Genomic DNA, 25791 nt, shown 5'->3' on the forward strand with positions numbered 1-25791 from the left:
ACAAATAACCATTCTGTGAAAGATGCGTCGAAGAGCCGTATGCGGGAATTCCGCACGTACGGATCTGTGAGGGGGACGGGCACAATCCTCGAAAGGAGAGGCCCTACCTACTCGACCATAAAATCGCAAAAGCCGGCGGACTAGGGGGCAAGAGCAGGCAGATCAGAGGACAAGAGCAGGCGGATCAGAGGACAAAAGCAGGCAGATCAGAGGGCAAAAGCAGGCGGATCAGAGGACAAAAGCAGGCAGATCAGAGGACAAAAGACGTCGGACCGGAGGTGCGAACAGCGTTGGGTGGAACGGTCAGGGCGCGATGTCTCGACCGTCTTCGCTCTCCCGCTCGTTCAGGATGGGAAGGAGTGGGGATCACCCGGCGGCGGTCGGGGTGCGGCGAAGATCCAAGAGGTTCCTGAGCTGCGGGGAGAAGAGGCATAAGCGCGCAGAAGGGGGATAGCGGCCTTGCTGCATGACGCTGGAGTCGATGGAAGCCACGGGGTGGATTCCCCGTGACTGGTGACCAGGCTCGCACAAACGGATACGCTCGCACTCAAAGGACGCCGTTAGGCGTTCTTCTTGATGAGTTATTGCAAGAGAGGTTCATATCGAAGATTCTTCCGTTTATATCGAAGGCGGCGGCTCGGCGGTCACCCTATAATGAGAACAAGCAACAGAGCGAGCATGAGCGGAAGGGGCGCCTGAGGGATGACCGCAACGGATACGGCTGGACGACGGGAAGCGAGCGAAGGAGAAGCGCCGAAGAGGCAGGGCAGAGCCGGGCGAACGGCCGGGCGGCGGAGATGGAAGGCCAATCTCCCATTGCTGCTGATGTTCCTGCCCGGCGCCGCATATTACGTCCTGTTCAAGTACATCCCGATGGGCGGCTTGATTATGGCGTTCAAGGACTACAACTTCGCGGACGGGGTGTTCGGCAGTCCTTGGGTCGGCTTCGACAACTTCGAGACGATTTTCCGCCAGCCGCAGACGCTGAACGTCATTCGCAACACGTTCGTCCTGTCCGTTCTGAACGTGTTCGTCAGCTTCCCGTTCCCGATTCTGCTCGCAATCATGCTGAACGAGGTGCGGAGAAGCTGGTTCAAGCGAACGATTCAGACGATCGTCTACCTGCCGCACTTCTTCTCCTGGGTCATCATCGGCGGCTTCGTCGTCACGCTGTTCTCCGTCGAGTCCGGCACGATCAACCGCTGGATCGAGGCCCTGACGGGAGAGCCTTATCCGTTCCTGTTCAGTCCGACCTCGTGGATCACGATCTACGTCAGCTCGGGGATATGGAAGGAGATGGGCTTCAGCGCCATCATCTACCTGGCGGCGCTTACCTCGATCGATCCGAGCCTGTACGAATCGGCCAGCCTGGACGGGGCGGGCAAGCTCAGGCAGATCCGGCATATCACACTGCCCGGCATCGCTACAACGATCGTCATCATGTTCATTCTGGCAATGGGCAAGCTCATGGAGGTCGGCTTCGACCATGTGTATGTACTCCAGAACGACATCGTTCTCGAGGTCGCGGACGTGATCAGCACCTTCATGTATCGGATCGGCCTGCAGGGAGCGCAATTCAGCCTGACGACGGCGATGGGCATGTTCGAGTCGCTGATCGGCCTGATGCTGGTGCTGACCGCCAACGCCATCGCGCGTCGCTTCGATAAAGGACTGTGGTAAAGGAGGGACACCATGAGAAGCACCGCCTCTGAGAAATGGTTCTACGTTATCAACGCGTGTCTGCTCACGCTGCTTGGGGCGAGCTGCCTGTTCCCCCTCTTGAATACGATCGCGCTGTCGCTCAGCGATCTTCAGGCGATCGCATCGGGCAAGGTAAGCTTCTATCCCGTCGGCTGGAACACGGATGCCTTCACCTCGCTGTTCGAAGGCACGCGCATCGTGCCCTCCTTCTGGAACAGCGTCGTCATTACCGTTGTCGGCGTCGTTCTGTCGATGACGGCAACGATCCTGACCGCGTATCCGCTCTCGCGGCGGATCTTTATCGGCCGGCGATTCTTCACGCTGGCGATGATCTTCACGATGCTGTTCAGCGGCGGGCTGATCCCGACGTATCTCGTCGTCAAGACGTACGGGATTCTGAATTCCTATATGGCGTTGTGGCTTCCGGCTCTGATCAGCACCTATAATCTGCTTGTCATGCGCACCTTCTTCGAGAACATCCCGGACGAGATCGACGATGCCGCGCGCATCGACGGCTGCAGCGAGATGGTGTACCTGTTCCGAATCGTGCTGCCGCTCTCCTTGCCCGTCCTGGCGACGCTGACCTTGTTCTACGGGGTCGGCTACTGGAACACCTTCATGAACGTGCTTATCTACATCAATGAGACGAGCAAGTACAATCTCACGGTACTGGTTCAGAACATGATCAAGAGCCAGAGCCTGCTGCAGGAGATCGTCGCCGCGAGCGGCAATGCCGAGGAGCAGGTCCAGGTGGTGCCGGAATCGCTGAAGGCGGCGGGCGTTCTCGTTATGGTCGTGCCGATGCTGGTCGTTTACCCGTTTATGCAGAAGTACTTCGTCAAAGGCGTGATGCTCGGTTCCGTCAAGGGGTGAGCTTATGCATAGCATGCTGCTTCAAGTTATTCGACAAGGGGGATTATCCATGGCAAGTTCAATGACAAGTTCGTCAGCCTCGGGGAGAAAATGGTTGTCGGTATCGCTTACTGTGGCATTGGCGGGAGGCGCTCTTCTGTCCGGCTGCAGCAACAACAACGGGGAAGCGGGCCAGACGGCGGAGCAGGCGTCCTCGCAGCCTCCGTCATCGTCGGGAGAAGCCTCGAAGGAGGCAACGCCTTCTCCCGAGGTCAAGAAGGACATTACCGTCTCCGTCTATGATCGGGGGAACGTCGCACAGGACGAAGGCACCATCGAGAACAACCGCTGGACGAAGTGGATCAACGAGAACGGGCCGGCGAACGTCAAGTTCATCGCCATTCCGCGGACGAATCCGGAGGAGAAGATCAATGTGCTGTACGCGTCCGGCAGCGGGCCCGACCTGCTGTTCGAGTACGCTCCGAACAACCGCAATATGCTGTACGACCAGAAGCAGCTCATGCCGATCGACGACCTGATCGAGCAGTACAGCGTGAATTACAAGAAGCTGATGGAAGACAATCCGATTCTGAAGAAGCTCGGAACGAAGTCCGACGGCAAGCTGTACGAGTTCGGCCGGTTCAACTGGGTGAACCCGCAGCGGGGCATCCTGATCCGCACCGACTGGCTGGAGAAGCTGAACCTGAAGATGCCCACGACGACGGAGGAGCTGTTCGAGGTGGCGAAGGCGTTCACGGAGCAGGACCCCGACGGCAACGGCCAGAAGGACACGTTCGGCCTCTCGATCAGCGGTCCGTCCGAGCTGACGCTGAAGCAGATCTTCGGCAGCAGCAACAAGTGGGTCGTGAAGGACGATCAGCTCGTCATCGATTGGGAGCGGAGAACCGAATACAACAATTATGCGAAGAGGCTGTACGACGCAGGCATCGTCGATCGGGATTTCGCTGCGGACAAGAACGGCGCCAAGGCCCAGCAGGACTTCATTAACGGCAAGCTTGGCATGTATCTGTTCCAGAACAACAATGCGATGAGCATCCTTCAGACGCTCGTCGATCCGCTGAAGAAGAACGTGGCGACCGCCGAGGTTACCTTCCTGGCTTATCCGGAGAGCGAGGCGGGGGCGTTCCTTCCGACGCTCGGCAACCCCGTGCAGATGACCGCGGTCGTCAGCGCGACGGCGAAGAACCCGGATGCCGTCATCAAGTACGTCGACTTCCTCATCGAAGACAGCACTTCCCGGACGTTGTCGTACGGGATCGAAGGAACTCATTATACGATGGCCAACGGCTTCCCGGAGATTCTGGACGCGGATAAGCACTCGAAGGAAGTGTCGACCATCACGGCGGATATGCGCATGCTGCAGAACGGCGGCCTGTCGTTCAGCAAGTATGATCTTCCTGCACTCAAGTACCAGAGCGATCCTCGACATGATGAATACCAGGCATTTTACGATCTTTTCCGCGATACGTACCTGACCCTCGACAAGCCGTATCCGGAGCTGACGATGTCCGAGCACATGCCTTCGCTGCCGAAGGGGCTTCTCACCACCGATACGAATGTCGAGAAGTCGATCGACGCCATCTGGCTGAAGGCGGTCGTCAGCGGCACCAAGTATACCGTGGAGCAGGCGCTTAAGGACGCGCAGGACATGTGGAAGAAGAACGACGGGCAGGCCATCGAGGATTGGTATAAGCAATGGTATATCGACAACAAGGACACCGCGATGCTGGAGAAGGACATCAAGGAGATCGTCAAGCAGCAGATGGAGACGTATGCGGCGGCCAAGCAGGAGCTGAACTAGGATGAACGGGAGGACGGGAGAGGCCATAGAGACCGTAGAGACGGGCGTCGGGCGAACCTGGCATCCGATCCGGGATTGGCTGTACGCAGGCCCCTTCGACAAGGATGTCTCCGCGCTTTACCACGATAACTACAAGGTTCCGGTCGAGCCGTATTTGCCCTTGATCGAGGAGGCGGCTTCCCTGCTGCCGAGCCTGAGTCCGCGGGAAGGCGAGGAGCTGTCCCTGTTCGGGCAGGCGAGCCGGTGGAGTCTGCTGAGGACGGACCCATCGGAGCACAAAATGACATGGGCCCGCTTCGGAGTCCAAGCCAGGATGCTCGCTACTTTCGCTTATACGCGAATTGCGGCGCCTGCGGACGGCCTCTATCGCTTCCGGCTGTGGCTTGGCGGTTCCTCCCGGATTTTCCTTGGCGGCGCGGAGGTGTTCTCCCACCTCCGCGTCGGGCGGGTGGAGTCCGAGTTCGAGCTGCTTCTGCCGCTGAAGGCGGGGGAGAACGATCTCGTTCTCCTTCTGGTCAACGTGCACCTGCATTGCATGAACACGTTTACGCTTGCCGCGGAGGAGGGGAGGCTGTCGGCGGCTCCTCCGCTGCGGCTTGGCGGCGAAGCGCGGGAGAGATTGGAGCGGGATCTGTCACGCTTCTATCTGGCGAAGCACGCGATCTCCGGACAAGAAACGCTGGAGCTGCACTGGGATTCGCCTCCGGAGAGCGAGGGGGCCTTCGTCATCGAGATCTGCCGGAGTGCGCGCGGGGCTCGCGGGCCAACGGTGTTCCGCTCGGAGCATCGGCTCGGCGGCTCCGCCGGTCCGCTTGCTCTGCTGACAGCGGATCGGCTTCCGGAGGCGGGGGAGTACATCGCGGCGATCGATTACGCGGCGGAAGGAGGGGCGACGATCGGCGGCATCGCGCTGCGCTTCACGCGCATCGACTGGTTCGCCGGGCTCCCGCAGGATGCGGACTTCGCGAGGCGCAAGAGATATATGCTGGAGAGGCTCGCCGAGGAGCCGGGCAACCCGCGGACTGTGCTCTATGCCGAGCTCGCGAAGATGGAGCTCGGCGAATGGGCCGCGGTGAAGGAAGCGTCGATAGCCAGCGCGCTCGACTATATCGATGCCCGCTGCGATTGCGCGGACTTCGCGATGCACGGCCTGCTGCGCATGTACGCGAGATTCGCGGACAGCGGACGCCTGGACGAAGAGCTGCTGCGGCGCATGAAGGCGACCATCCTCGGCTTCAAGTACGCCGCCGACGAGCCGGGCCGCTCGATGATGTTCTCCCGGACCGAGAATCACGAGATTCTGTTCTGCAGCGCGGAGTACGTGGCCGGTTTGCTTTGCCCGGGGGAGGTGTTCGCGAACAGCGGCCAGAACGGTCTGTTCCATGCGCTCAAGGGACGGCTGTTGGCCGAACGCTGGATCAAGCAGAAGGGCACCTACGGCTTCATGGAATGGCACTCCAACGCGTATTACGAGGAGGATATGCTGGCGCTGCTGAGCATCGTCGACTTCGGCGAGGAGTACGGGCTGACCCGTATCCTGGCCCGGCAACTGCTGGATCTGGTCTGCGCGATGCTGGCTTCCCACGCCAGCAAGGGGGTCATGGGCACGACGCACGGCCGCAGCTACGAAGACACGATCATCCACCCGGAGCTTGAGGCGATGAGCTGTCTGAACTGGCTGCTGTTCGGGCGGCAGACGCGGCTCGTCCGCAAGCTGTCGATCGGTTGCGCCGCGCTGGCAAGCAGCTCGTACGTCCCCGATCCCGAATGGGAGACGCTTGCCGCCGATGAAGGGGAATGGTTCACTCGCACGCGGATGGGGCTGTTCCCGAGCGAGGGGATGGACGGCGTGAACTGCGCGACCTACCGGACAAGGGATTATATGGTATCCGGCATGGTCGAGTCGAAGACGGGCGAACCGGGCGCCCAGGTGCATGTCGGCCAGGTGCTGCTGGACGGCGAGGTTCCGATCTTCGTCACGTGCTTCGACAATAAATCGGAGATGACGCGGCCTTCCTATTGGGGAGGGCAGTATCGGAATCCGAAGAGCTTCGCGCACCGCGGCGTGTTGGCCTACATCTATCGGTTGGAGGAGGGGCCCGGCCGTACCCACGCGTACTTCCCGTTCCGGCAGTTCGACGAGACGAGGCACTCCGGCGACTGGCTGTTCGGCCGCAAGCGGGACGCTTATGTAGCGGTGTTCTCGCAGAAGCCCTATGCGGAGACCGATACCGGCACCTATAAGGAGCGGGAGCTGCTGTGCTTGGAGCCGTCGAACATCTGGCTGCTGGAGGCCGGCAGCAAGGAGCAATGGGGCGGCTTCGAGCGCTTCGTCGAAGCGGTGGCTGCGGCATCGCTCTCGTGCTCCGCGGAGGGGAGCTTCGTCTACGACTCGCCATCCATCGGCCTTGTCGAGATGGCTTACGAGCGGCCTTGCCGGGTCGGCGGGAAGGAGCTTCTCGGCGACGGGGGCTATCCGCTCATCGATAACCCCCATGCTTACGGGGAATACGGCTCGGGACTCGTTCGGCTGCGCTTCCCGAACCGGACGAAGCTGCTTAACTTCCGAATCTGAAGTGTCCGATTCCGACGTGTCCGCAGCGGATTCGCCGGGTTCCGGGCCATTCTATCAATCGTTAGGAGATGGCGTCATGCCTCATAAGATCGATGCCGAGATGAGCATCGCCTTCCGTCTCGGCTCGGAACCGGAGCGGGTGGCGGAGACGATCGCGTTGCGGTATATCGGCAATCACCCGAAAGTGCCCTTCACCTTCAGGGCGTTCAGCCGCCGGGGCTTCCGGCAGTTGTCCGACGGCCGGTTCGACTTGAATCTGGACGAGAAGCATCCCGAGGCCGCTATCGGGCAATGGGCTTATGTACTTGGCAGGATATGGAGCGACCAGGAGAGCCATTGGGAGACCGCGATCAGTTGCTATGGGCCGACAAGGCTCCATGTGAACGACAGGCCGGTCTACCGGTCGGAAGCGGCGGAGGAGGTGAACTCGCAAGTGCGCAGGGCCGTGCGGATTCCGCTTCAGCCGGGCTGGAACTCTCTTCTGTTCGCCTTCTGCAAGACGGCTTCCGGCTTCGGCGGCGCGGTAGGCACGGTCCGCAGCAAGTGGGGAACGCCGACGGTGCAGGCTCCGTTCGCCGAGCGCTTCGGGGAGGCGGGCTGGGCGTATTCCGAGCTGGCGAATGCCGAATGGGCCAATTCCGAATTGCCCTATTCGGAATTGGCCTGTTCGGAGTCGGCGCTTGCCTGGTTCCCCGAACGGCAGTGGAGCGAGGAGGAACGGGAGCGGGGAGTCGGAAGCCGGCTGTTCGGCGACGGGAATCCGGGGCGGTATGCCTACGGCTGGAGCCGGGTTCGCTGCGCGGGTCATGGCCGGGTCCGTTACCGGCTGCGCTTGGTCGCGCATGGGCCGGCAGCCGTATGGGTCGACGGGGAGGAGCTGTTGTCCGCCAGCGAGGCGGGGATCACGGAACGGGACGTTGAGCTGGCCTTCGGTTCCCGCGATGTGCTGGTGAGATTTGCTCCCGGGGCGGACGACTGGGGGTACACCCTTGAGCTGGCGCACGTCTCGGCCGGGGGCGAAGCCTTGTGCGAGTTCGAGCTGCCGCAGCCGATTCGCGGGACGGACGAGTGCTGGCTGTACCTGGGGCCGTTCGCGGAGGGCAGCCGGTATTCCCGCAAGGAGGTGCAGACGCTGTACGGCTTATGGGAGGAGAAGGAGGGAGGGATCTATTGGCGGCTGGATGAGCCGGATGTTTGGGTCAGACCATATGCGGAAAACACCAATTTTGCCCGGTGGAGTTACCCGCTCGGAGTGACGCTGTACGGACTGCTGAGGACGGGGCGCGCGCTGAAGCGGCCGGATATGGAACGATACGCCTTCGACCATATCGGGTTCTGCACGCGAATGTATGCCTATTCCCTGTGGGAGAAGCGGCAGTACGGCTATCCCTCCGTCAACCATCAGCTTGCGGAGCTGGATATGCTGGACGACTGCGGGTCCTTCGCTTCGGCCATGCTGGAGGCTTATCGCGATTGCCCGGAGCCGTCCTCGCTTCGGGTGGCGGAGGCCGTGGCCGACTTCATGATGAACCGGCAAGAGCGCAAGGAGGACGGCGTCTTCTATCGGGCTTGCCCCGGCTACTACATGGAGAACACGCTGTGGGGCGACGACCTGTACATGAGCGTGCCGTTCCTGATCCGGTATGCCCGCTTGACCGGAGAGGACGTCTATCTGGACGAAGCCGCCAAGCAGGCGCTCTTGTTCCGCGAGTATCTGTATATGCCGGAGCTCCGCATTCTCTCGCACGTCTACGACTTCAAGTACGGCACCGCGACGAAGGTTCCTTGGGGGCGAGGCAACGGCTGGCCGGTCTTCACGTTGTCGGAGCTGCTGGAGGCGCTGCCGACGGCACATCCGGATCGGGAGCGGCTGCTGCTCTTTTTCCGCGAGCTGTGCGGCGGCTTGCTCAAGCTGCAGGGCAAGAACGGGCTGTGGCATCAAGTGTTGAACGACCCGGATTCGTACGAGGAGACCTCGTGCACCGCCATGTTCGTCTACGCCTTCTGCCGGGGGCTGCGGCTGGGCTTCCTGGACGACTTGGACGACTCGGAAGCTTATGTGCAGGCGGTCCGGCGAGGCTGGGAGGGGCTGACCTGCCATGCCGTCGATCAATGGGGCAACGTGCATGGCGTCTGCGTCGGCTCCCGCTATTCGTTCAGCCCCTCGTATTACAAGGACGACTTGCCATGGACGGTCAACGACACTCATGGAATCGGCATCGTTATGCTGGCCGGGATGGAATACGCGGCTCTGCTGGAACGGCTGGAATCGAGCCGACTGTGAACCAGAATAGCAACTATATAAAGGAGGGAATTAGCGAGATGAACGTTGGGAGAAAAATCGGGTTAAACAAGCTGCTCAGGGTGTTGCTCGCGGTATGCCTGCTGGTCGGTTCGTTCGAGGTGTTCGGTCCGGCGCCGCAGGCTTCGGCTGCGGACGAAGGGGCGTTCGTCGAAGCCGGAGGCGCGGTAACCATCGAAGCGGAGACGGCCGCGGAGAATTCCGAATACGCTTACACGAACGCGAGAGGCGGAGCGGAGTGGGCGATTGCCGCCGGCTCTTCCGGCAGCTCCATGTGGGCATCCCCGGATGTGGGAGGCTTCTTCAACGCACCCCAGAACGAGAATGCGCCGGAGTTGACGTACAAGGTGAACTTCTCGACGGCAGGGAGCTACAATGTGTGGATCTTGTACAAAGCGCCGAATACCGGCGCCGACTCCGTGTATGCGGGATTCGGAGATGAGCTCAAGATCACGAATACAAGCCTGTCAACCGGCAGCTCATTCGGGTGGAGGAAGATAGGGACGTTCGCCGGGATCGGCTCGGGCTACGTCGATATCAACTTCTGGGCCCGGGAGGACGGCCTGTACATCGACAAGATCTACCTGACGACCGGCACCGACACGCCGACGGGGACGGGAGCTGCGGAATCGGACCGCGAACCGATAGCGCCTCCCGAGCCGGGAGCCTGGCTGGAAGCCGGCGGACAGCTCAGCATAGAGGCGGAAGCCGCTGCGGAGAACTCGGATTACGCTTACGTCGATGCCAGGGGAGGCGCCGATTGGACGGTCGTTGCCGGCAGCTCGGGCGATGCGATGTGGGCGTCTCCGGACAGCGGCGCGTTCTTCAACCCGCCCCAGAACGAGAATGCGCCGGAGCTGACCTATAAGGCCAAGTTCTCGACGGCGGGCAACTACAAGGTATGGCTGCTGTACAAGGCGCCGAATACCGGGGCCGACTCGGTCTATGTCGGCTTGAACGACACGGTTCTTTTCACCAATACGAGCCTGTCGACCGGCAGCACATACAAGTGGAAGAACGTCGGGACGATAACCGGAATCGCCGCAGGGTATGCGGACCTGAACTTCTGGGCCCGAGAGGATGGCCTGTATCTCGACAAAATTTACTTGACGACCGACACCGATACGCCGACAGGGACCGGCCCGGCTTCAAGCGAGCGGGAAGACGCGAACGGGAACCCGACCAACCCGACCGATCCTACCGATCCTACTGATCCTACGAACCCGACCAATCCGACGAGCCCGTGCGATTCGCAGACAACGGAGACTTCCCCCGTATCGGGAACCGTGCTGATCGATTCCTGCGATTCCTCTATCGTCTATCAAGGGGCATGGTCGTATTCGGGCACGACGGTGAGCAATTACGGCGAAGACCAATATTACAGCAATTCGACCAACAACTACGCCGAACTGCAGTTCACCGGCACGCAGGTGTATTGGTTCGCTCCGCAATCGAGCAATAAGGGCAAGGCGGAGATCTATATCGACGGAACGCTCGACCAGGTGGTCGACCTGTATTCGAGCGCCGAGACGTCTAAGCAGACGGTGTACTCCCGAACGGATCTGTCGCCGGGCACCCATACGATCCGGGTCGCTGTCGCTGCGACGAAGAACGCCGCTTCAACCGACTATTACGTATCGATAGACGCCTTCGCGGTCGAAGCCGCAGTGACGCCGACTCCGCCGCCGGCCGGATCGGGGGACCGTTACGTGACGCCGGGTGGCGCGGGAACCAAGGATGGCAGCAGTTGGGCGAACGCCATGGCCGGCAATCGGATCGACGGGCTGCAGGCAGCGTGGGATGCTGCCGGGGACACGGGCACCGTATACGTCGGCGGCGGCACGTACGACGTTCCGCAGTTTGTGAACCTTCGTGCGGGCGACGCGAGCGCAAGCGCTCCGAAGACGCTGCTGGGCGTGGACCGGGGGGACGGACTTCCGGAATTCATCGGCGACTTCTCGCATACGAGCCAGCGGAGAGGGACCTTGATCGAGATCGCTTCCGGGGTGAGCTATTGGGTGCTCGAGGACATCCGGATCAGCCATTATTATTATGGGATTGAGACGAAGGGACGGAACATCGGCTACCGGATCTCCAATGTCGACGTCTCCTATATGAGCGACGGCTTCTACCTTAGAGGCGGCGCGACGGCGGCGGACGGCACGATCGGCTCCCACGGCATTCTGATCGAGGACAGCGACTTCAAGTATTACACGAAGCGGGGCATCCGGTTCCTGGGCGGCAATTACGACGCGACGGTCAATCGCTGTACGGCGGATGCCGGCGGCGAGGCGTATTGGGTAACCGGCAATTATCCGTTCAGCTTCCAAGTGGCGGATTCCGAGCAAGCCGCAGGCATTATCGATCACGATATCACGTTCAACGACTGCGAAGGGCGCAACAACTACCAGAACAACGGCACCGGATACTGGAACGGCGATTCCTTCGTCTCCGAGTGGAACTCGGACAACATTACGTACAACCGCTGCAAGGCGTTCGACAACACGGACGGAGGCTGGGACGTCAAGGCGGCGCATACGTATCTCAACGATTGCATCGCGGTGGGGAACAAGCGCGGCTTCCGAATCTGGTCGACGGGCGAAGCCGTTCTGACGAATTGCGTCGCCGCCTACAGCGACAGCTACGGCGCATGGATCGGAGCGACCAGCGATCTCAGCAAGAGAGCGAACGTCATCTTGCATAACACGACCTTCGTCAACAACGGCTATGAGGAGTTCCGCTGCGAGGGAGGCATCGTGACCGCGTACGATTCCGTCTTCGCCGATACGATCAGCACGGTCAGGCTGTATGACAAGATCGACGGCGGCAACTATACGTTCGTGGATTCGGTTGCCTACGGCTACGTCAACGGGACAACGCTCTCCGGAACGGACCCGCAGTTCGTCAATCCGACGAACGAATCGTGGACCGGAGTGGGCACCGACTTCAACAATCAGTTATACGGCTCGAGCAAAGGCTACTATCAGCCGACACCGTCCAACATCCTGCCTTCGGCTCCACGGACACTGCCGATCAGCGCGCCCGACCGCTACATGACGCCGACCGGAGCGGGAACGATGGACGGCAGCAGTTGGGCGAACGCCTTGTCGGCGGATGCGCCGAATGCGCTGCAGTCGGCCTGGAACCAGACGGCGGCGACAGGCACGCTGTATATCGGAAGCGGCTCCTATACGGGCCAGAAGATTACCATCGCGAGCGGGGGCACGAGCACGTCGTCGCCGAAGCGGATCGCGGGAGTCGATACGGGGAGCGGCCTTCCGGTGTTTACGGGCAGCTTCACGCGGTATAATCAGGCAACCGGCAACTTCATCGACGTCTCTGCCGGGGCCAGCTATTGGGTCGTTCAGGACCTGAAGATCAACAATTACTTCAATGGCATCTACACACGGGGCAGGAACGTCGGCATCCGAATCTACAACGTGGACATCTCCGAGATGAGCGACGGCATCTACTTGAACGGAGGGGCGACGGCTGCGGACGGGTCGATCGCTTCCCATGACATCGTTATTGAAGACAGCGACTTCACGTATTATACGAAGCGCGGCATTCGCTTCCGGGGCGGCAACTACGATGCCGTTGTGAACCGTTGCACCGCCGACGCCGGAGGGGCCGCCTATTGGATAACCGGCAACTTCCCGTTCGGCTTCCAGGTAGCCGACTCCAGCCAGGACCCGGCCATCGTCGATCATGACATTACCTTCAACGACAGCGTATCGAGCAACAACTATCAGGATGCGGGACCGAGCGAATATTGGAACGCGGACGGCTTCGTTGCGGAAGCGGCTTCCGACTACATCACGTTCAACCGCAGCGTCGCCTTCGGCAACACGGACGGCGGCTGGGATCTCAAGGCGGCTCATGCCTATGTGAACGACAGCGTCTCCTACGGCAACAAGAGAGCCTATCGCTTCTGGGGCGGCGAGTCGGAACTGCGCAACAGCATCGCCTACGGTTCCGTCGAGCCCGGCGGAATGCCGACGGCGGCCGGCGTATGGGCCGGGTCGCTCAACAGCGTGGCGGCCAACGTCTACATTTACAATAGCGAGATTTATAATAACACCGGCCCGGAGCTGCTTGTCGAGGGCGGCAATATCACATGCTACGAGTGCATCGTCTCCGAGGGGAGAGCGGTGACAGAGGACTTCACGGCCGTCGATCCGGTGAAGCTCGGCACGATCAGCTTCGTGGATTCGGCTCAATACTATCCGGGCGCGACGGGAACGAATCCTCAATACGTGCTGAAGAGCCTCGAGGTCGACCCGGGAGCGCTGAGCTTCGATCCCGAGACGACAAGCTACAGCCTGACCGTCCCCGGCACAGCGGCATCCATCTTGATTACGCCGACCGCCGCATCAAGGGTGTACCAGAGCTTGACGGTCAACGGGAATCCGGCCGTGTCCGGTTCGGCGATCAGCGTCCCGCTCGACGCGGGCTTAAACGAGATCGTGATCGAGCTGACGGCCCATGACGATAACGTGCGAAGCTATGTGCTGCAAGTGAACAGAATGTAAGCGGCGGCAGCTCGCGCAGAGTACGCAGAGAAGTCCGGAGGGTGCCCTCTCTGGGCTTCTCTTTTTTGACGGGCGATAATTTATGGAACGAATCGATAATGGTATACTGAGTAGAAAAGGAGGGGTTTCCCGATGTATCCTTCTGAACCCCTATACGGAGCCGGACAGCCCGGACGACAAACAATCGATTATGGACATTAAAGCCCGCACGGCCAAGGGCGAGCTGCTGAATATCGAGATGCAACTGTTTAATCCTTATCATATGGAGAAGCGCACCTTATTCTACTGGTCGGAGATGTACTATCATCAGATCCCAAGGGGCGGCAATTACAATACGCTGCAGAAGTGCGTGACAATTAACATCCTGAATTACTCCTGCCTGCCGAACGAACGCTATCACAGGGGAGGCGATGACGATGAAGGAGCCGATGCTGAAGAAGGCGATGGACACGTTGGAGTTCTTAAGTCAAGACCCTGCAGCGCGGATGGCATACGATGCGCGGATGAAGGCACTCAGCGACGAGAAGTCCCGGATCGAGAGCGCGCGGCAGGTGGGAATGGCCGAGGGAATGGCTCGGGGCGAGGCTCGGGGGAGGGCCGAAGCTGCAGTCAAAATGCTCGAAATGGGAATGGAGTTGGAGCTGATCGAGAAGATCGCCGGCATGACGATCAAGGAGATTAAGGCGTTAAGACCCTTGCCTCAGGAGTGAAGATAGGATATATTCGCATGGCGACAGTCGCTCTTTGAGAGCCGGCTGTTTTTTTTCATAAGCGGTTGGAAGCAAGAGGGGGTTCAGATGTGGTCGGAGTGGCGGACGATGTGCGTGAAATCCGCACATCGATGGCGAATGGAGGCAGTCCCTTTGAAGGGCTGCCTCCTCATCATGGGACAAAAAGCGTCCCGTTCTGCTCCTCAGCCTTGCGCAAGAATCTCGTTCTCGTATCGTCGCATGGCTTCGATCTCCCGGGGAAGATGCGTCTCCGCCGGCTCCCAGTCGAGCCACTCCCCGCTCACGAATCCTTCGTAACCATGATCGAGCAAGATGCGAACAACCGGGCGATGATCGATGTCCCCTTCCCCGATCGGGAGGAAAGTCAGGCGGGAGAGATCCAGCAGTCCGTCGTGAATATGGACGTGGCGAATCCACGGTTCGAGAATGCGGTAGGCTGCCTCCATCGCTGTTCCGCCGCCCCGCAGCGTGTGCATCACGTCCCAGACGACGCCGACAGAGGGATGGTTCACCTCGCGCATGACGGCTGCCATCTCCTTCGGGTCAGACCAGTCGTCGTGAGTCTCGGCAAGGAGATGAACTCCCGCTTGCTCCGCAACGGGCGCCAGTTCGCGCAGCGATTGCGCGACTTGCCGTCTCGCTTCCTCACGGTCGAGGGAGGACGGGATGACTCCGCAGAAGACGCGCAGAAACGGAACGTCCAGCTTCTGTGCGAGCCGGATATAGGCCTTGGTCTCGTCGATATTGAGATCTACGGTCAGCGGATTCGAATAATGGCAGGAGACGCTCAGGCATGCCAGCGAGATGCCGCCGACCGCGAAGTCGCGGCGGATATCGGCGATTTGTTCGTCCGTCAGGTCGAGGCCGATCCCGTGCGCGTGGCCGAAGCCGCAGCGAGCCTCGAACCCGGCGTACCCATATTCTTGAGCCATGCGCAGGATCGAAGCGAGAGGGGCGTTCGGGCAGGAGAAGGAGACGAAGGCATACTTCATGACAGGTCCCCTCCCTCGCTCGTTCCGCTGGAACTGCTCGAACTTGCGGGACCCATCTCCGCCATCACTCCCGTTCCCTCCGCCGCGCCGGACATTCGTACCGGCGCTCCGGAGCGGGCCGAAGCGTACAGCGCGTCCATGACGGCCTGCAGCTTCAAGGCTTCGGGCAGGCCCGTTGCCGGCTGCCGGTTGTCGAGAATCGATTGGGTAAAGTCGATCAACGCTCCCTTGTCCACCCAGGATGAATCTTCCGTCCCTTCCCACACGGTCACCTGCTCGATCCCGGTCTCCGGGTGGAGGAGGGAGGCGACGATCCGCTTCTCCGAAGGCCAGGTCATATGAAGCGTCAGGCTGCCTTCGCTGCCGATGATCTGCCAGGAGCGCTCCTGCTCGGCGCCCATGAACTCCCCTCGCTCGTATGTCAAGGCGACGTTGTCCGCGCATTGGATGTAGGCGGTTCCGTATGTCTCCGTGTTGGCATCCGGAGGGAAGTAGCTGCGAATCGAGTCCCCGAGTCCCCACGTGCGGGCGATGGCCCATTCGGGCCGAAGCGTCCAGCCGGTAAGCCCCAGCAAGTAATCGAAGTCGTAAATGCCCCAGTTCGCGACGATGCCTCCGCCGTTGATCTCCGAATGCACGCGCCATACCGGCTGGGGAGTCGACGGCCGTCCGGGCGAGGGCTCGTTCACTCGGCATCGGATCAAGCGAATGTCTCCAAGGCGCCCCTCGGCGATCCAATCCCGCGCGGCCTTGGCATGCTCCAGGAACCGGAAGCGGGAGGAGCAGAAGGCTATCGTCAAGGGAGCCCCTCCCGCTCGGGCGTGTTCCGCCGCCGCTTCCTGCAGCCGTTCGATCTCCTTGACGCTCATGGCCAGCGGCTTCTCGAGCAGGACGTGCTTGCCTGCGGCGATCGCCTTCAGCGCGAGCCCGGTGCGGACGTTCGTGGGCACGGCCAGCACGACGGCTTCGATCTCGGGGTCCGCGATCAGGGAGAGCGCATCGTCATACGCGCGCTTCGCCTCGAATTGCCGGGCGACGAGGCGGGCCGCCTCCGGATTCAGGTCCGTTACCCCGGCGAGTTCAATCCATTCCGATTCGTGTGCGGCTCGAATATGCTGCTTGCCGATGACGCCGCAGCCGACGATTCCTACTTTAATGGAAGGGGAATTCATTTGTTGTTGTCCTCCTGTTTAATAAGGGTTGGGGTTGCAAGGTCAACCGATGGTTCCAGATCAGCCCGCCGAGAATGGCGGCCATTCCAATTGCTGCTTTAATGGTAAGCGCCTCGCCGAGCCACACCGCGGCCAGCACCACGCCGACGACGGGCTGGAGGAAAATAAACGGAACGACCCGTCCCATCGGCAGCCGAGCGAGGGCCAAGGAATACAGCAAGTAAGCGAGCCCCGTGGATGCGATTCCGAGATAACCGATGGCGAGCCCTTGTTCGGGAGTCTGAATGACGGCAAGCAGATTCTCAAGAAGCCCTCCATTGAACCCTCCGCCAAGTCCTCCGCGAAGCTCTCCACCGAGCCCTTCACCGATCTTTCCACTGGTCCCTCCCAGAATCCCTCCAAAGCCCCCGCCATCCCCGACAATGCCATAAGCGGCCAGCAGGCTGACAAGCCCGGCGGCCATGGCATGCAGATTGAGGTTCAGCGACGCCGTCCTCGCGCCGAGGCGCCCGGTCATGACGGTGTAAGCGGAGAAGGCGATCATGGCCAGCAGCGCGAGCAGGTCTCCCTCCAGGCTGACCGTCGCATCCGGCACGGAAGGCGACGCGATGACGGCGACGCCGACCAACGACACGGCGGCCGCACCGTATTGACCGGATCGCAGCGGGGCTCCGGCCAGTCGGCTCATCAGCATCGTGCAGATGGGAGCCATGGACATGATCAGAACGAGGTGGCTGGCGAGAGTCGTTCGGGCCGCGGCGAAGAATAGCCAGAGCATCGCTCCGTACCCTACGATTCCCGCGACCCAGATCGGCATGCAGTCTCGTGTCCATTTTCCAACCGGTCCCCGGTTCTTCGCAGGTTCCTGATTCGCGCTCCCTTGGCGGCCGCGCTTCGAGATCCGATTCTTTAGGGCGATGCCCGCCCGGATTGCAAGCAGCAAGCCGAAGCCGAGGGCAAGCCGCCACACCGCAAGCGTCAGAGGCGTCCCCGTATCCCCCAGGTAACGTCCGACCGCCGCCGCCGATCCCCACAGGAACACGACCGCCAAGATGCAGGCATATGCCGCGTAATTCCATTGTCTTATGATGGTTCTCCTCCCTTCGCGGCCCGCATGGCCTCTGTCCCAAAGCATATCAAATCCGAATTCGCCTCCCTTACGCAAAAATAACGTTCCGTTGCGCTTATCCAGAACAGGATTCCGATACGATCGCAATTGTTTGGTATTCCATTCCGTCTCCGCCCGTTCTTATAATTCGGTGACATCATCAAACGAAGGGGGCAGACCATGTACAGCTTCAGCGAAATACACAGCGCCATCGTCTCGGCTCTTCCGCGCGCTCCCCTGTTCCCATACGGCTTGCCGCCGGATGGGCGAGCTCCGTGGGAGGAGGCGGCAAGCCGCTCCATCGCAGAACCGCTGCTTGACGAGATTCGCGCTTACGCCCGATACGCCAGAGAGACACCGATCCCGCCGCTTCCGTTCTCCCGGTTCGTCGAGTTCGAGAAGGAGGGGACGCGGCAATCGTACGAAATCCCTTACTTCGAACGAAGGGGAAGATTGCTCGCCTTGACGGTCGATCTGCTGCAGGATTCCGAGAATTCCTCCTCCAGAGAGGCGCTTGAGAATCTCGTCTGGGACATCTGCAACGAATATACGTGGTGCTTGCCCGCCTGTTTGCCCTTGGGCCACGAAGCGGCGGCAAGCGCCCGCGTGCCCCCGGAAGGCCAGGTGGATCTGTTCGCCGCGGAGACGGCCCACGCGCTTGCGGAGACGCTGCATCTCGTCGGGGATCGGTTAAACGGATGGGCGAGCTATCGAATCCGCTGCGAGATCGAGCGCCGCATCTGGCAGCCGCTGTTCAACACTCCGGTTCACTTCGGCTGGGAGTCGCGTCGGGACAACTGGTCGGCCGTATGCGGAGGAGCGATCGGCATGGCGGCGCTATTGCTCGTGGATGACCGCGAGCGGCTCGCGGGCATGATTGAACGGCTGCTTCGGAGCCTGGAGTGCTTCCTGGAGAGCTACGGGGAGGACGGCGGGTGCCAGGAGGGCATCGGGTACTGGTACTACGGCTTCGGCTATTACGCGTACTTCGCCGATATGCTCTTCCACTGCACCGAGGGGAAGCTGGACCTGCTGGCCGGGGGGAAAATCAAACCGATCGCCGAGTATCCTGCGGCGTTCGCGCTGTCCGGAGGAGCTGCGATCAATTATTCGGATGTCGGAGCGGTTGTCTGGCATACGGGGCTGCTAAGCAAGCTGGCTTCGAGGCTGGGCACGGCTATCCCCGAGCTGAAGGAGATTCCGCCCTTCGGCGCCGATTCGGCGTTCCGATGGCCGCATGTGATCCGGAATCTGCTGTGGACCGATCCGGCCCATCTGAAGAAGCCGCTTCCGGAAGGCGGCAAGCTGTTGCCCGACATGGCCGTCGCGGTCGACCGAAGGTATTCGGAAGGGGAGATGTTCGCCTTCTCCGCGAAGGGCGGCCATAACGACGAGCCGCACAACCATAACGACCTGGGGCACTTCCTGCTGCATGCGGCGGGGGAGAACCTGCTTGCCGATCCTGGAGCCGGGCTGTACACGCGCGAATCCTTCGGGCCGGACCGATACCGGCTGATCCACAATTCGTCGGAAGGGCATTCCGTGCCGATCGTCGGCGGCGCGGTGCAGCAGGCCGGCCGGGCGTATGCCGCCGAGCTGCTTGGCTGCCGGTGGGAAGGCAGCGAGCTGCGCCTGGAGCTGGAGCTTGCCGGAGCATACGGGCTTGCGGGCTTGACGAGCCTGCGCAGGGAGTTCGTCTGGAATTGGCAGCCGAACGAACCGGAGACGCAAGCGACGCTGCGGCTGGTCGATCGGTTCGCGTTCGAGCCCGAGGTCGAGGTCCAGTCCGGGTCCGAGGTCGTCTCCGCGAGTGTGATCGAACAATTCGTCAGCCTGCACCCTCCTACCCTGGACAATGGACGATGCGTGTGGAGAGGAGAGCGGGGGGAGGTTGCCCTCGAATTCGATCCGGGGATCGGCGAGCCGGAGATCGTGGAGACAACGGCTCCGGATCATACGGGGAAGGAGGCGACTCTGTACCGTGTACGCTTCCATATCGTTCCTGTCGATCCGGGCTTTGAACTCCACTTTCTCTTCCGATGCCGGATAAACGCGATAAAATAAGGGGTTTTCCGTCGTCGTTCATAAGAAAGCGGTATCATAACAAGTTTTTGTCGGTTGTTCATTCGGCTCCTCGCCCTTACAGTGAGGTCATCGGAAAAACGGAATGGAGGGAAGACACAGCGTGAAACCGAACGCCTTGTTCCAAAGCTATCTGTCGCATAAGTACTTCTTCATCATGTTGCTTCCCGTGCTCGTTTATTATGGGATTTTCCACTACGGGCCGATGTACGGCGTGCTGATCGCCTTCCAGGATTATCAGTTCCTGAAGGGAGTCGGCGGCAGCCCGTGGGTCGGTCTTGATAACTTCCGCGAATTGTTCGGGGGGCTCTACTTCGGCCAGGTTCTGCGCAATACGCTCATCATCAACTTCTTTAAGCTGATCTTCGGATTCATCGCGCCGATTCTGCTGGCGGTCATGATCAACGAAGTGTCTTCGAGATGGTTCAAGAAGTCGGTTCAGACGATCAGCTACCTGCCTCACTTCCTGTCCTGGGTCGTGCTGGCCGGGATGGTCATCGAGTTCCTGTCCCCGAGCCGCGGCCCGGTCAACATGCTTCTGACGGAGCTGGGCTTCGACCCCGTCTTCTTCATCACCGAACCCGGATGGTTCCGCAGCATTCTCGTCAGCACGGATATATGGCGGAATGTCGGCTTCTCCTCGATCATTTACCTGGCCGCCATCGCCGGGATCAATCCCGAGATGTACGAAGCGTCCGAGGTGGACGGCATCAGCCGGATTCAGAAGATTTGGTACATCACGATTCCTTCGATCGCGCCGGTCATCGTCATCATGCTCATTCTCAATTCCGGCACCATCATCAACGACGACTTCGAGCAAGTATTTAATCTGCTTAACGCCAAAGTGATGGAAGTCGGGGACGTGCTGTCGACTTACACCTACTCGGAGGGCTTGCTCAAGATGAATTACAGCTACGCCGCGGCGGTCGGCCTGTTCAAGAACGTCGTTGCGCTCGTCCTCGTCCTGTCCGCGAATTACATTGCGAGCAAGGTGTCGGACGACACTATTTTCTAGAGAGAAGAGGAGAACGCCATGACAAGCAATCGAACTTTATCGGACACCCTCTTCATGGGCTTCGTCTACATCGGCCTGGGGGCGCTGTCGATTACGACGCTGCTGCCGCTGCTGCAGGCGATCACGATCTCGCTCAGCCCTCCCGACGTGGTGAACAGCTACGGATTCCATCTGCTCCCGACCAAGCTCGACTTCTCCGGGTACGAGCGGGTGTTCCAATATGACATTATCTGGACCGCTTACGGCAATACCATTATGCGCACCCTGCTCGGGACCGCGATCACGCTTGTGCTGACGTTCCTTGGAGCCTACCCGCTGTCCAAGCGCACGCTGCCGAACCGCAAGCTGTGGACGGGAGTGGTTGTCCTTACCATGTTCTTCTCCGGCGGGATGATTCCGTCGTACCTGTTGATTCGCAACATCGGCATTATGAACTCGATCTGGGCGCTCGTGCTTCCGGGGGCGGTAAGCGCCTTCATGCTGCTGATCGTCCGCAACTTCATCGCGGCCCTTCCCGAGAGCCTTGAGGAATCGGCGAAGATCGACGGGGCCAACGACATCGTTGTGCTGTTCCGTATCGTGCTCCCGCTGTCGCTGCCGATTATCGCCACGGTCGGGCTGTATTCCGGCGTCTCGCATTGGAACGCTTGGTTCGACAGCATGATCTACATCCAGGATGAGCACAAGCAGGTGCTGCAGATGATCCTGCGCCGGATTCTGCTGGAGGGCCAGGACGTATCGGCCGAATCCGGTTCCGGGGTGCATGCGCAGGCCGTCAACACGGAGACGGTCAAGATGGCGGCGCTCGTCGTATCCGTCCTGCCGATTCTGTGCGTGTATCCGTTCCTGCAGAAGTACTTCGTCAAGGGAACCCTGATGGGTTCGATCAAGGGCTGATCCAGGCCAGGGTTAACGCTTGACCTTCGGGTCAGGTTAACATACATTCAAACAAATGGAGGTCTTGTGCATGACAAAAGCCGGGAAACTAACGGGGGTATCGCTGGCGGTTGCGCTCTCTATGGGACTCGTGGCGGGCTGCGGCGGAAATGGCGGGAACAACGAAGCGGGAGGGCAGCAGACTCCGACCAGCTCGGGCACAGCGTCGCAACAGGCGCAGCAGACGGAGCAGGCGAAGCCGATCTCGCTGGAATGGCTCGGTTACGATTCGTACGGGCAGCCGAACCCGAATTCGAGCGTCATCAAGATGGTCGAAGAGAAGTTCAACGCCAAGTTCGACTTCTGGTATGTCGATTCGCAGAAGTGGGAAGACAATCTCAATGTACGGCTGGCGTCGGGCGAGATGCCGGACGTGCTGAAGATCACGAACCGGCAGAACATCCCCAAGTATATCTCGCAAGGAATCATCTCTCCGATTCCGATGGAGACGCTGGAGAAGTTCGCTCCGACCTATGTCAAGTTCCTCAACGAGAATTATCCCGAGCTGTGGGACGGCGTGATGTACGAAGGCCAAATCTATGCCATCCCGATGACGAACCTCAACGGAACGTACCCGACGGTCGTCATCTGGCGGAAGGATTGGCTGGACAACGTCGGGATCTCGAAGATTCCGGAGACGATTGCCGAGTATGAAGAAGCGTTCACGAAGTTCCGGAACGAGGACCCGGATAAGGACGGCAAGAAGGATACGTACGGCTTGTCGGACTTCGCCCTGCCGAACATTCTGGGCGCATACGGGTATCCGGGAATCAGCGACTTCAAGGGAGCAAGCAAGGGAGACGCGAGCAAGTCGGTCCAATTCACGATGAAGGACGGCAACGTCGTTCTGACGTCCATTCAGCCCGAGATGAAGGAAGCGCTTACGCTTCTGCAGAAGTGGTATAAGGCCGGGCTGATCGATCCGGAGTTCCTGACCTCGGAGAACACGACGGGGTATTGGGCGGATTCCCAGGCGTTCTACAACAGCAAGATCGGCATTACGGGCATGTCGATGTTCTATCACTGGCGCAACGAGCTGAATCCGGACATTCCCGACGATGCCGGAGGCGGCCAGTACAAGGCGTTCAAGGAGTCCGTTCCGGACGGCGAAGCGGTCTTCGGCGTTCCGGCCGTCGGGCCGAACGGGGCATCGGGCACTCCGATGTGGGATACGGCCAGCCATCCGATCGCGATTACGTCCAAGGCGATGGAGAATCCGGAGAAGCTGGAGCTGCTGCTGAAGATGATCGAAGCGGCATGTACCGATTACGAATATTACTTGACCCTCACCAACGGCGAGAAGGGCGTCGACTGGACGCTCGACGGGGACAAATTCGTGAACCTGACGGCCACCGACACGCTTGCCGAAGCCAATGTGAAGGGCAAGAATGTCCTGAACGCCAAGGTCTCTTACGATCCGTTCATCAAGCAGCGGGATAAGTTCGATTACGAATTCGCAGACAAGTACGGCAAGATCAGCGGCTACAGCGCGGTATTCGTTCCGACGCTCGAAGAGTTCAGCAAGTATTCGAATACGTTAAATAAGCTGACGGTAGACGCTTACTTCAAGATCATTACGAGCGATGTCGACCCGAGCGCCTACTTCGACGAGTATGTCGCGAACTTCCGGGCCAACGGCGGCGACGAGCTGGAGAAGGCAGCGGATAAGGCATACAAAGAGATGGTTGGCCAATAAATAATCGCCGGGCGGGTCGGCGGCGTTAGCTGCCGACCCGCCCTCTTCATCGCAAGAGGGGGGTACGGAATGAGTGGGGCCGTTCGCAAGAAAAACCGGATTTTCCAGCGGCTGCTGGTCTTTAACTTGATTGCCGTGCTTATTATCTCCATCTTCCCCCAGGTTGTGTTCTACCAATACTTCACCAACATATACAACGAGGAAGTCGAGAGCCTGAACCGGCAAGTCGTCCGTCAGTTCCAGGATGCGATCGACGAGCCCATCGTCAAGGCCATCGTTACGTTCCCCAATATTTATCTGTCCGAGATAGAGAGCAACGAAGCGCTCGTCTATCCGTTAAACCATGACATCAGCCGCGATTCCTCGGCCATTCTGAAGGTCGCGAGGCGCATCGCCGACATCCAGGACAACACTTCTTATATCCACTCGATCGATGTGTACTACAGAGCGGGCAATCTGCTCTTCATCGGCGATCGCGTATGCATGCTGAACGAATCCTCCTGCGACCTTGGCGGAAGCGCCGACTGGTTCCCGTCCTATCGGCAATCCGACCGAATTATCGAGTGGATTCCCGCGAGGCCGGCGGGGAGCTACGACCCTTCCCCGATTGTGACGTACGTAAGAAGCATCCCCTTCTTCGGCGATAAGGAATCGAGGCAGGGGATCGTCGCGGTGAATGTGGACGTGACCGAACTGAACAAGCAACTGCTGGGCTTGAAGCCGACGCTCGAAGGCGGACTGCTGATCGTGGACAAGGAGGGAAGAGTGGTCGCTCACAACTACGGCGATCAGCCGCTTCCCGCCTTCCTGTCCGAGCCGTCCGACTTGACGAACGAAGAAGGGACCGGCAGATTCAATACGAAGATCGAGGGGCACGAGAGCGTCGTCTCCTTCGTTGCCTCCGAATACAACGATTGGCGCTACGTCTCGATTGCGTCCGTGGAGAGTGTCTACCGCAAGACCAATCAGCTCCGGAGCTGGATGCTGGCGGTCGGAGGCGCCTTCCTCGCCGTCAACGGCTTGATCTCGGTGCTGCTCACCTCTCGGGCTCACAAGCCGATCTCGAGCCGCATGCAGACGCTGCAGACGAGTCTGGCCCGGCATATGCCGATCGTCCGGCATAACTTCATCCGCGGGCTGCTGTTCGGACTGCCGCAAGCGTCCGGCCAGGGGATGGACCCGGAATCGATTCTCGGAATTCCCCATGAGGGACGATGGACGGCCAGCTTCGTGATGCGCACCGGGCCGCGCCCGGATCTCGAGCCGCAGGAAGCGATGGCAAGCGACTTCCATCTGATCGAGAGCCTGGAGGCGGAGGACGGCGAAGCGGATATTCGCGCCATTCGCAACGAGCAATCGCAGATTCTCGGATTCGTCAGCATGACGGAGGAGCTTGCGCCGTCTGCGATCGGGGAGCTGCTGCAGCGGCGAATCGGGCTTGGAGGAGAACGCTGTCTGATCTGTATCGGCGGCTGTTATCCAGCGGCGGACTCGGCGATCGCCCGGTCATTCGCAGAGGCGGACGAGGCGCTGGAATATGCCTTCTTCTACCCGGACACTTCCATCCTGATCCACGGCGACATGCGGATCGGCGAGGCGAAGGAGCCGGCCGGCATGCCGAAGGCGCTGGACGAATTGCCTGCGGCCATCCGCGCGGGGGACCGCAAGCGGGTTCAGCAGCTCCTTGACGAGCTGCTGGAGACGATCCGCTGCGGCAGCTACACGATCCGCTACTGCCGCAACGTGATGCTGGACCTGGCGCTCACCTTCGAGAGAACGATGCAGCAGATGGGCTTCCAAGCCGCGGAGGTGTTCGGCGAAGACCTGCGGGAGAAGTACCATGGGCTGAAGAATGCGAACGCCTTCGAAGCCTGGATTCGCAGCGTCGCCGAGGCGGCCGTCACTGGCGTCAGCGAGAGGAAGCAGCACTTCGACCAGGAGTTCGCCGACAGGATCGTCACATTCGTGAACCAGAACATCTCCCATCAGCTCTCGCTCGCTTACGTGGCCGAGCATGTCGGGGTCAGCCCGACGTACTTGAGCAAGATTTTCAAAGCGATTACGGGGAGCAACTTCAATGAATACGTCACCGCGCTCCGCCTGGAGCGGGCGGTCGAGCTGCTGCGCGAGAAGAAGCTGTCGGTGCAGGAGATCTCCTATCATATCGGGTACCAGTCCACCCATCATTTTATTCGACTGTTTAAGGAAGCGCACGGAATGACGCCCAAGCAATATCAGAAGATGATTTCGGATGAGCCGGAATCGCCATGACCCT

The 25791-nt window shown here is 60.2% G+C and carries 14 protein-coding genes and 1 pseudogene; 12 read left to right on the plus strand and 3 right to left on the minus strand.

The annotated features are described in order from the left end of the window. Nucleotides 1-702: 702 nt before the first annotated feature. The 7 genes and pseudogenes from E6C55_RS31340 to E6C55_RS35615 form a co-directional block, all read left to right on the plus strand. Nucleotides 703-1680, plus strand: a complete 978-nt coding sequence (locus E6C55_RS31340) for an ABC transporter permease (RefSeq protein ID WP_136373788.1) — start codon at nt 703-705, stop codon at nt 1678-1680. A 12-nt stretch (nt 1681-1692) separates the two neighbouring features. Next, nucleotides 1693-2574, plus strand: coding sequence for a carbohydrate ABC transporter permease (locus tag E6C55_RS31345; RefSeq protein ID WP_136373789.1), 882 nt, complete (start codon nt 1693-1695; stop codon nt 2572-2574). A gap of 49 nt (nt 2575-2623) precedes the next feature. Then, a complete protein-coding gene (locus tag E6C55_RS31350; RefSeq protein ID WP_230986943.1) occupies nt 2624-4375 on the plus strand; it encodes an extracellular solute-binding protein in 1752 nt (583 codons plus the stop codon). A 1-nt stretch (nt 4376) separates the two neighbouring features. Further along, complete coding sequence (locus E6C55_RS31355) at nt 4377-6950, plus strand: hypothetical protein (protein ID WP_136373790.1); 2574 nt, start codon at nt 4377-4379, stop codon at nt 6948-6950. A gap of 76 nt (nt 6951-7026) precedes the next feature. Continuing rightward, nucleotides 7027-9234, plus strand: coding sequence for a glycoside hydrolase family 88/105 protein (locus tag E6C55_RS31360; RefSeq protein WP_136373791.1), 2208 nt, complete (start codon nt 7027-7029; stop codon nt 9232-9234). A 38-nt stretch (nt 9235-9272) separates the two neighbouring features. Continuing rightward, nucleotides 9273-13784, plus strand: coding sequence for a cadherin-like beta sandwich domain-containing protein (locus E6C55_RS31365; protein ID WP_136373792.1), 4512 nt, complete (start codon nt 9273-9275; stop codon nt 13782-13784). 115 nt (nt 13785-13899) lie between these two features. Beyond that, nucleotides 13900-14494: pseudogene (locus E6C55_RS35615) on the plus strand (Rpn family recombination-promoting nuclease/putative transposase); the annotation flags it as partial. A 203-nt stretch (nt 14495-14697) separates the two neighbouring features. On the opposite strand, the gene E6C55_RS34010 reads toward E6C55_RS35615, so the two are convergent. Genes E6C55_RS34010 through E6C55_RS31385 form a run of 3 tightly spaced genes read right to left on the minus strand, consistent with a single transcriptional unit; the run spans nt 14698 to nt 17814 of the window. Next, nucleotides 14698-15507, minus strand: coding sequence for a sugar phosphate isomerase/epimerase family protein (locus E6C55_RS34010; RefSeq protein ID WP_168735979.1), 810 nt, complete (start codon nt 15505-15507; stop codon nt 14698-14700). Further along, on the minus strand, nt 15504-16679 hold the full coding sequence (locus E6C55_RS31380; protein ID WP_136373793.1) for a Gfo/Idh/MocA family protein: 1176 nt from the start codon (nt 16677-16679) through the stop codon (nt 15504-15506). Before E6C55_RS31380 ends, E6C55_RS34010 begins: the two co-directional genes overlap by 4 nt. Then, the gene (locus E6C55_RS31385) at nt 16660-17814 is read right to left on the minus strand and encodes a DMT family transporter (RefSeq protein ID WP_136373794.1); all 1155 of its coding nucleotides are present in this window, start codon (nt 17812-17814) and stop codon (nt 16660-16662) included. Before E6C55_RS31385 ends, E6C55_RS31380 begins: the two co-directional genes overlap by 20 nt. A 153-nt stretch (nt 17815-17967) precedes the next feature. Here E6C55_RS31385 and E6C55_RS31390 point away from each other — a divergent pair, with 153 nt between their 5' ends. From E6C55_RS31390 to E6C55_RS31410, 5 genes are all read left to right on the plus strand, one after another. After that, nucleotides 17968-19851 (plus strand): heparinase II/III family protein, encoded by a 1884-nt coding sequence (locus E6C55_RS31390; RefSeq protein WP_136373795.1) that lies wholly within the window; start codon nt 17968-17970, stop codon nt 19849-19851. Nucleotides 19852-19972: 121 nt separating this feature from the next. Next, on the plus strand, nt 19973-20884 hold the full coding sequence (locus tag E6C55_RS31395) for an ABC transporter permease (protein ID WP_230986944.1): 912 nt from the start codon (nt 19973-19975) through the stop codon (nt 20882-20884). Nucleotides 20885-20902: 18 nt separating this feature from the next. Beyond that, nucleotides 20903-21781, plus strand: a complete 879-nt coding sequence (locus tag E6C55_RS31400) for a carbohydrate ABC transporter permease (protein ID WP_136373797.1) — start codon at nt 20903-20905, stop codon at nt 21779-21781. 70 nt (nt 21782-21851) lie between these two features. After that, complete coding sequence (locus E6C55_RS31405; RefSeq protein WP_136373798.1) at nt 21852-23516, plus strand: type 2 periplasmic-binding domain-containing protein; 1665 nt, start codon at nt 21852-21854, stop codon at nt 23514-23516. 69 nt (nt 23517-23585) lie between these two features. Next, complete coding sequence (locus E6C55_RS31410) at nt 23586-25787, plus strand: helix-turn-helix domain-containing protein (protein ID WP_136373799.1); 2202 nt, start codon at nt 23586-23588, stop codon at nt 25785-25787. The last annotated feature ends 4 nt before the right edge of the window (nt 25788-25791 follow it).

It is taken from the genome of Cohnella fermenti, assembly GCF_004801405.1.
Lineage (GTDB): Bacteria > Bacillota > Bacilli > Paenibacillales > Paenibacillaceae > Cohnella > Cohnella fermenti.

Coding starts and splice junctions, on each gene's coding strand:
- E6C55_RS31345 (WP_136373789.1), top strand. CDS start 1,693: ATGAGAAGCACCGCCTCTGAGAAATGGTTCTACGTTATCAACGCGTGT.
- E6C55_RS31365 (WP_136373792.1), top strand. CDS start 9,273: ATGAACGTTGGGAGAAAAATCGGGTTAAACAAGCTGCTCAGGGTGTTG.
- E6C55_RS31390 (WP_136373795.1), top strand. CDS start 17,968: ATGTACAGCTTCAGCGAAATACACAGCGCCATCGTCTCGGCTCTTCCG.
- E6C55_RS31410 (WP_136373799.1), top strand. CDS start 23,586: ATGAGTGGGGCCGTTCGCAAGAAAAACCGGATTTTCCAGCGGCTGCTG.
- E6C55_RS31405 (WP_136373798.1), top strand. CDS start 21,852: ATGACAAAAGCCGGGAAACTAACGGGGGTATCGCTGGCGGTTGCGCTC.
- E6C55_RS31380 (WP_136373793.1), bottom strand. CDS start 16,679: ATGAATTCCCCTTCCATTAAAGTAGGAATCGTCGGCTGCGGCGTCATC.
- E6C55_RS31385 (WP_136373794.1), bottom strand. CDS start 17,814: ATGCTTTGGGACAGAGGCCATGCGGGCCGCGAAGGGAGGAGAACCATC.
- E6C55_RS31400 (WP_136373797.1), top strand. CDS start 20,903: ATGACAAGCAATCGAACTTTATCGGACACCCTCTTCATGGGCTTCGTC.
- E6C55_RS31355 (WP_136373790.1), top strand. CDS start 4,377: ATGAACGGGAGGACGGGAGAGGCCATAGAGACCGTAGAGACGGGCGTC.
- E6C55_RS34010 (WP_168735979.1), bottom strand. CDS start 15,507: ATGAAGTATGCCTTCGTCTCCTTCTCCTGCCCGAACGCCCCTCTCGCT.
- E6C55_RS31360 (WP_136373791.1), top strand. CDS start 7,027: ATGCCTCATAAGATCGATGCCGAGATGAGCATCGCCTTCCGTCTCGGC.
- E6C55_RS31350 (WP_230986943.1), top strand. CDS start 2,624: ATGGCAAGTTCAATGACAAGTTCGTCAGCCTCGGGGAGAAAATGGTTG.
- E6C55_RS31340 (WP_136373788.1), top strand. CDS start 703: ATGACCGCAACGGATACGGCTGGACGACGGGAAGCGAGCGAAGGAGAA.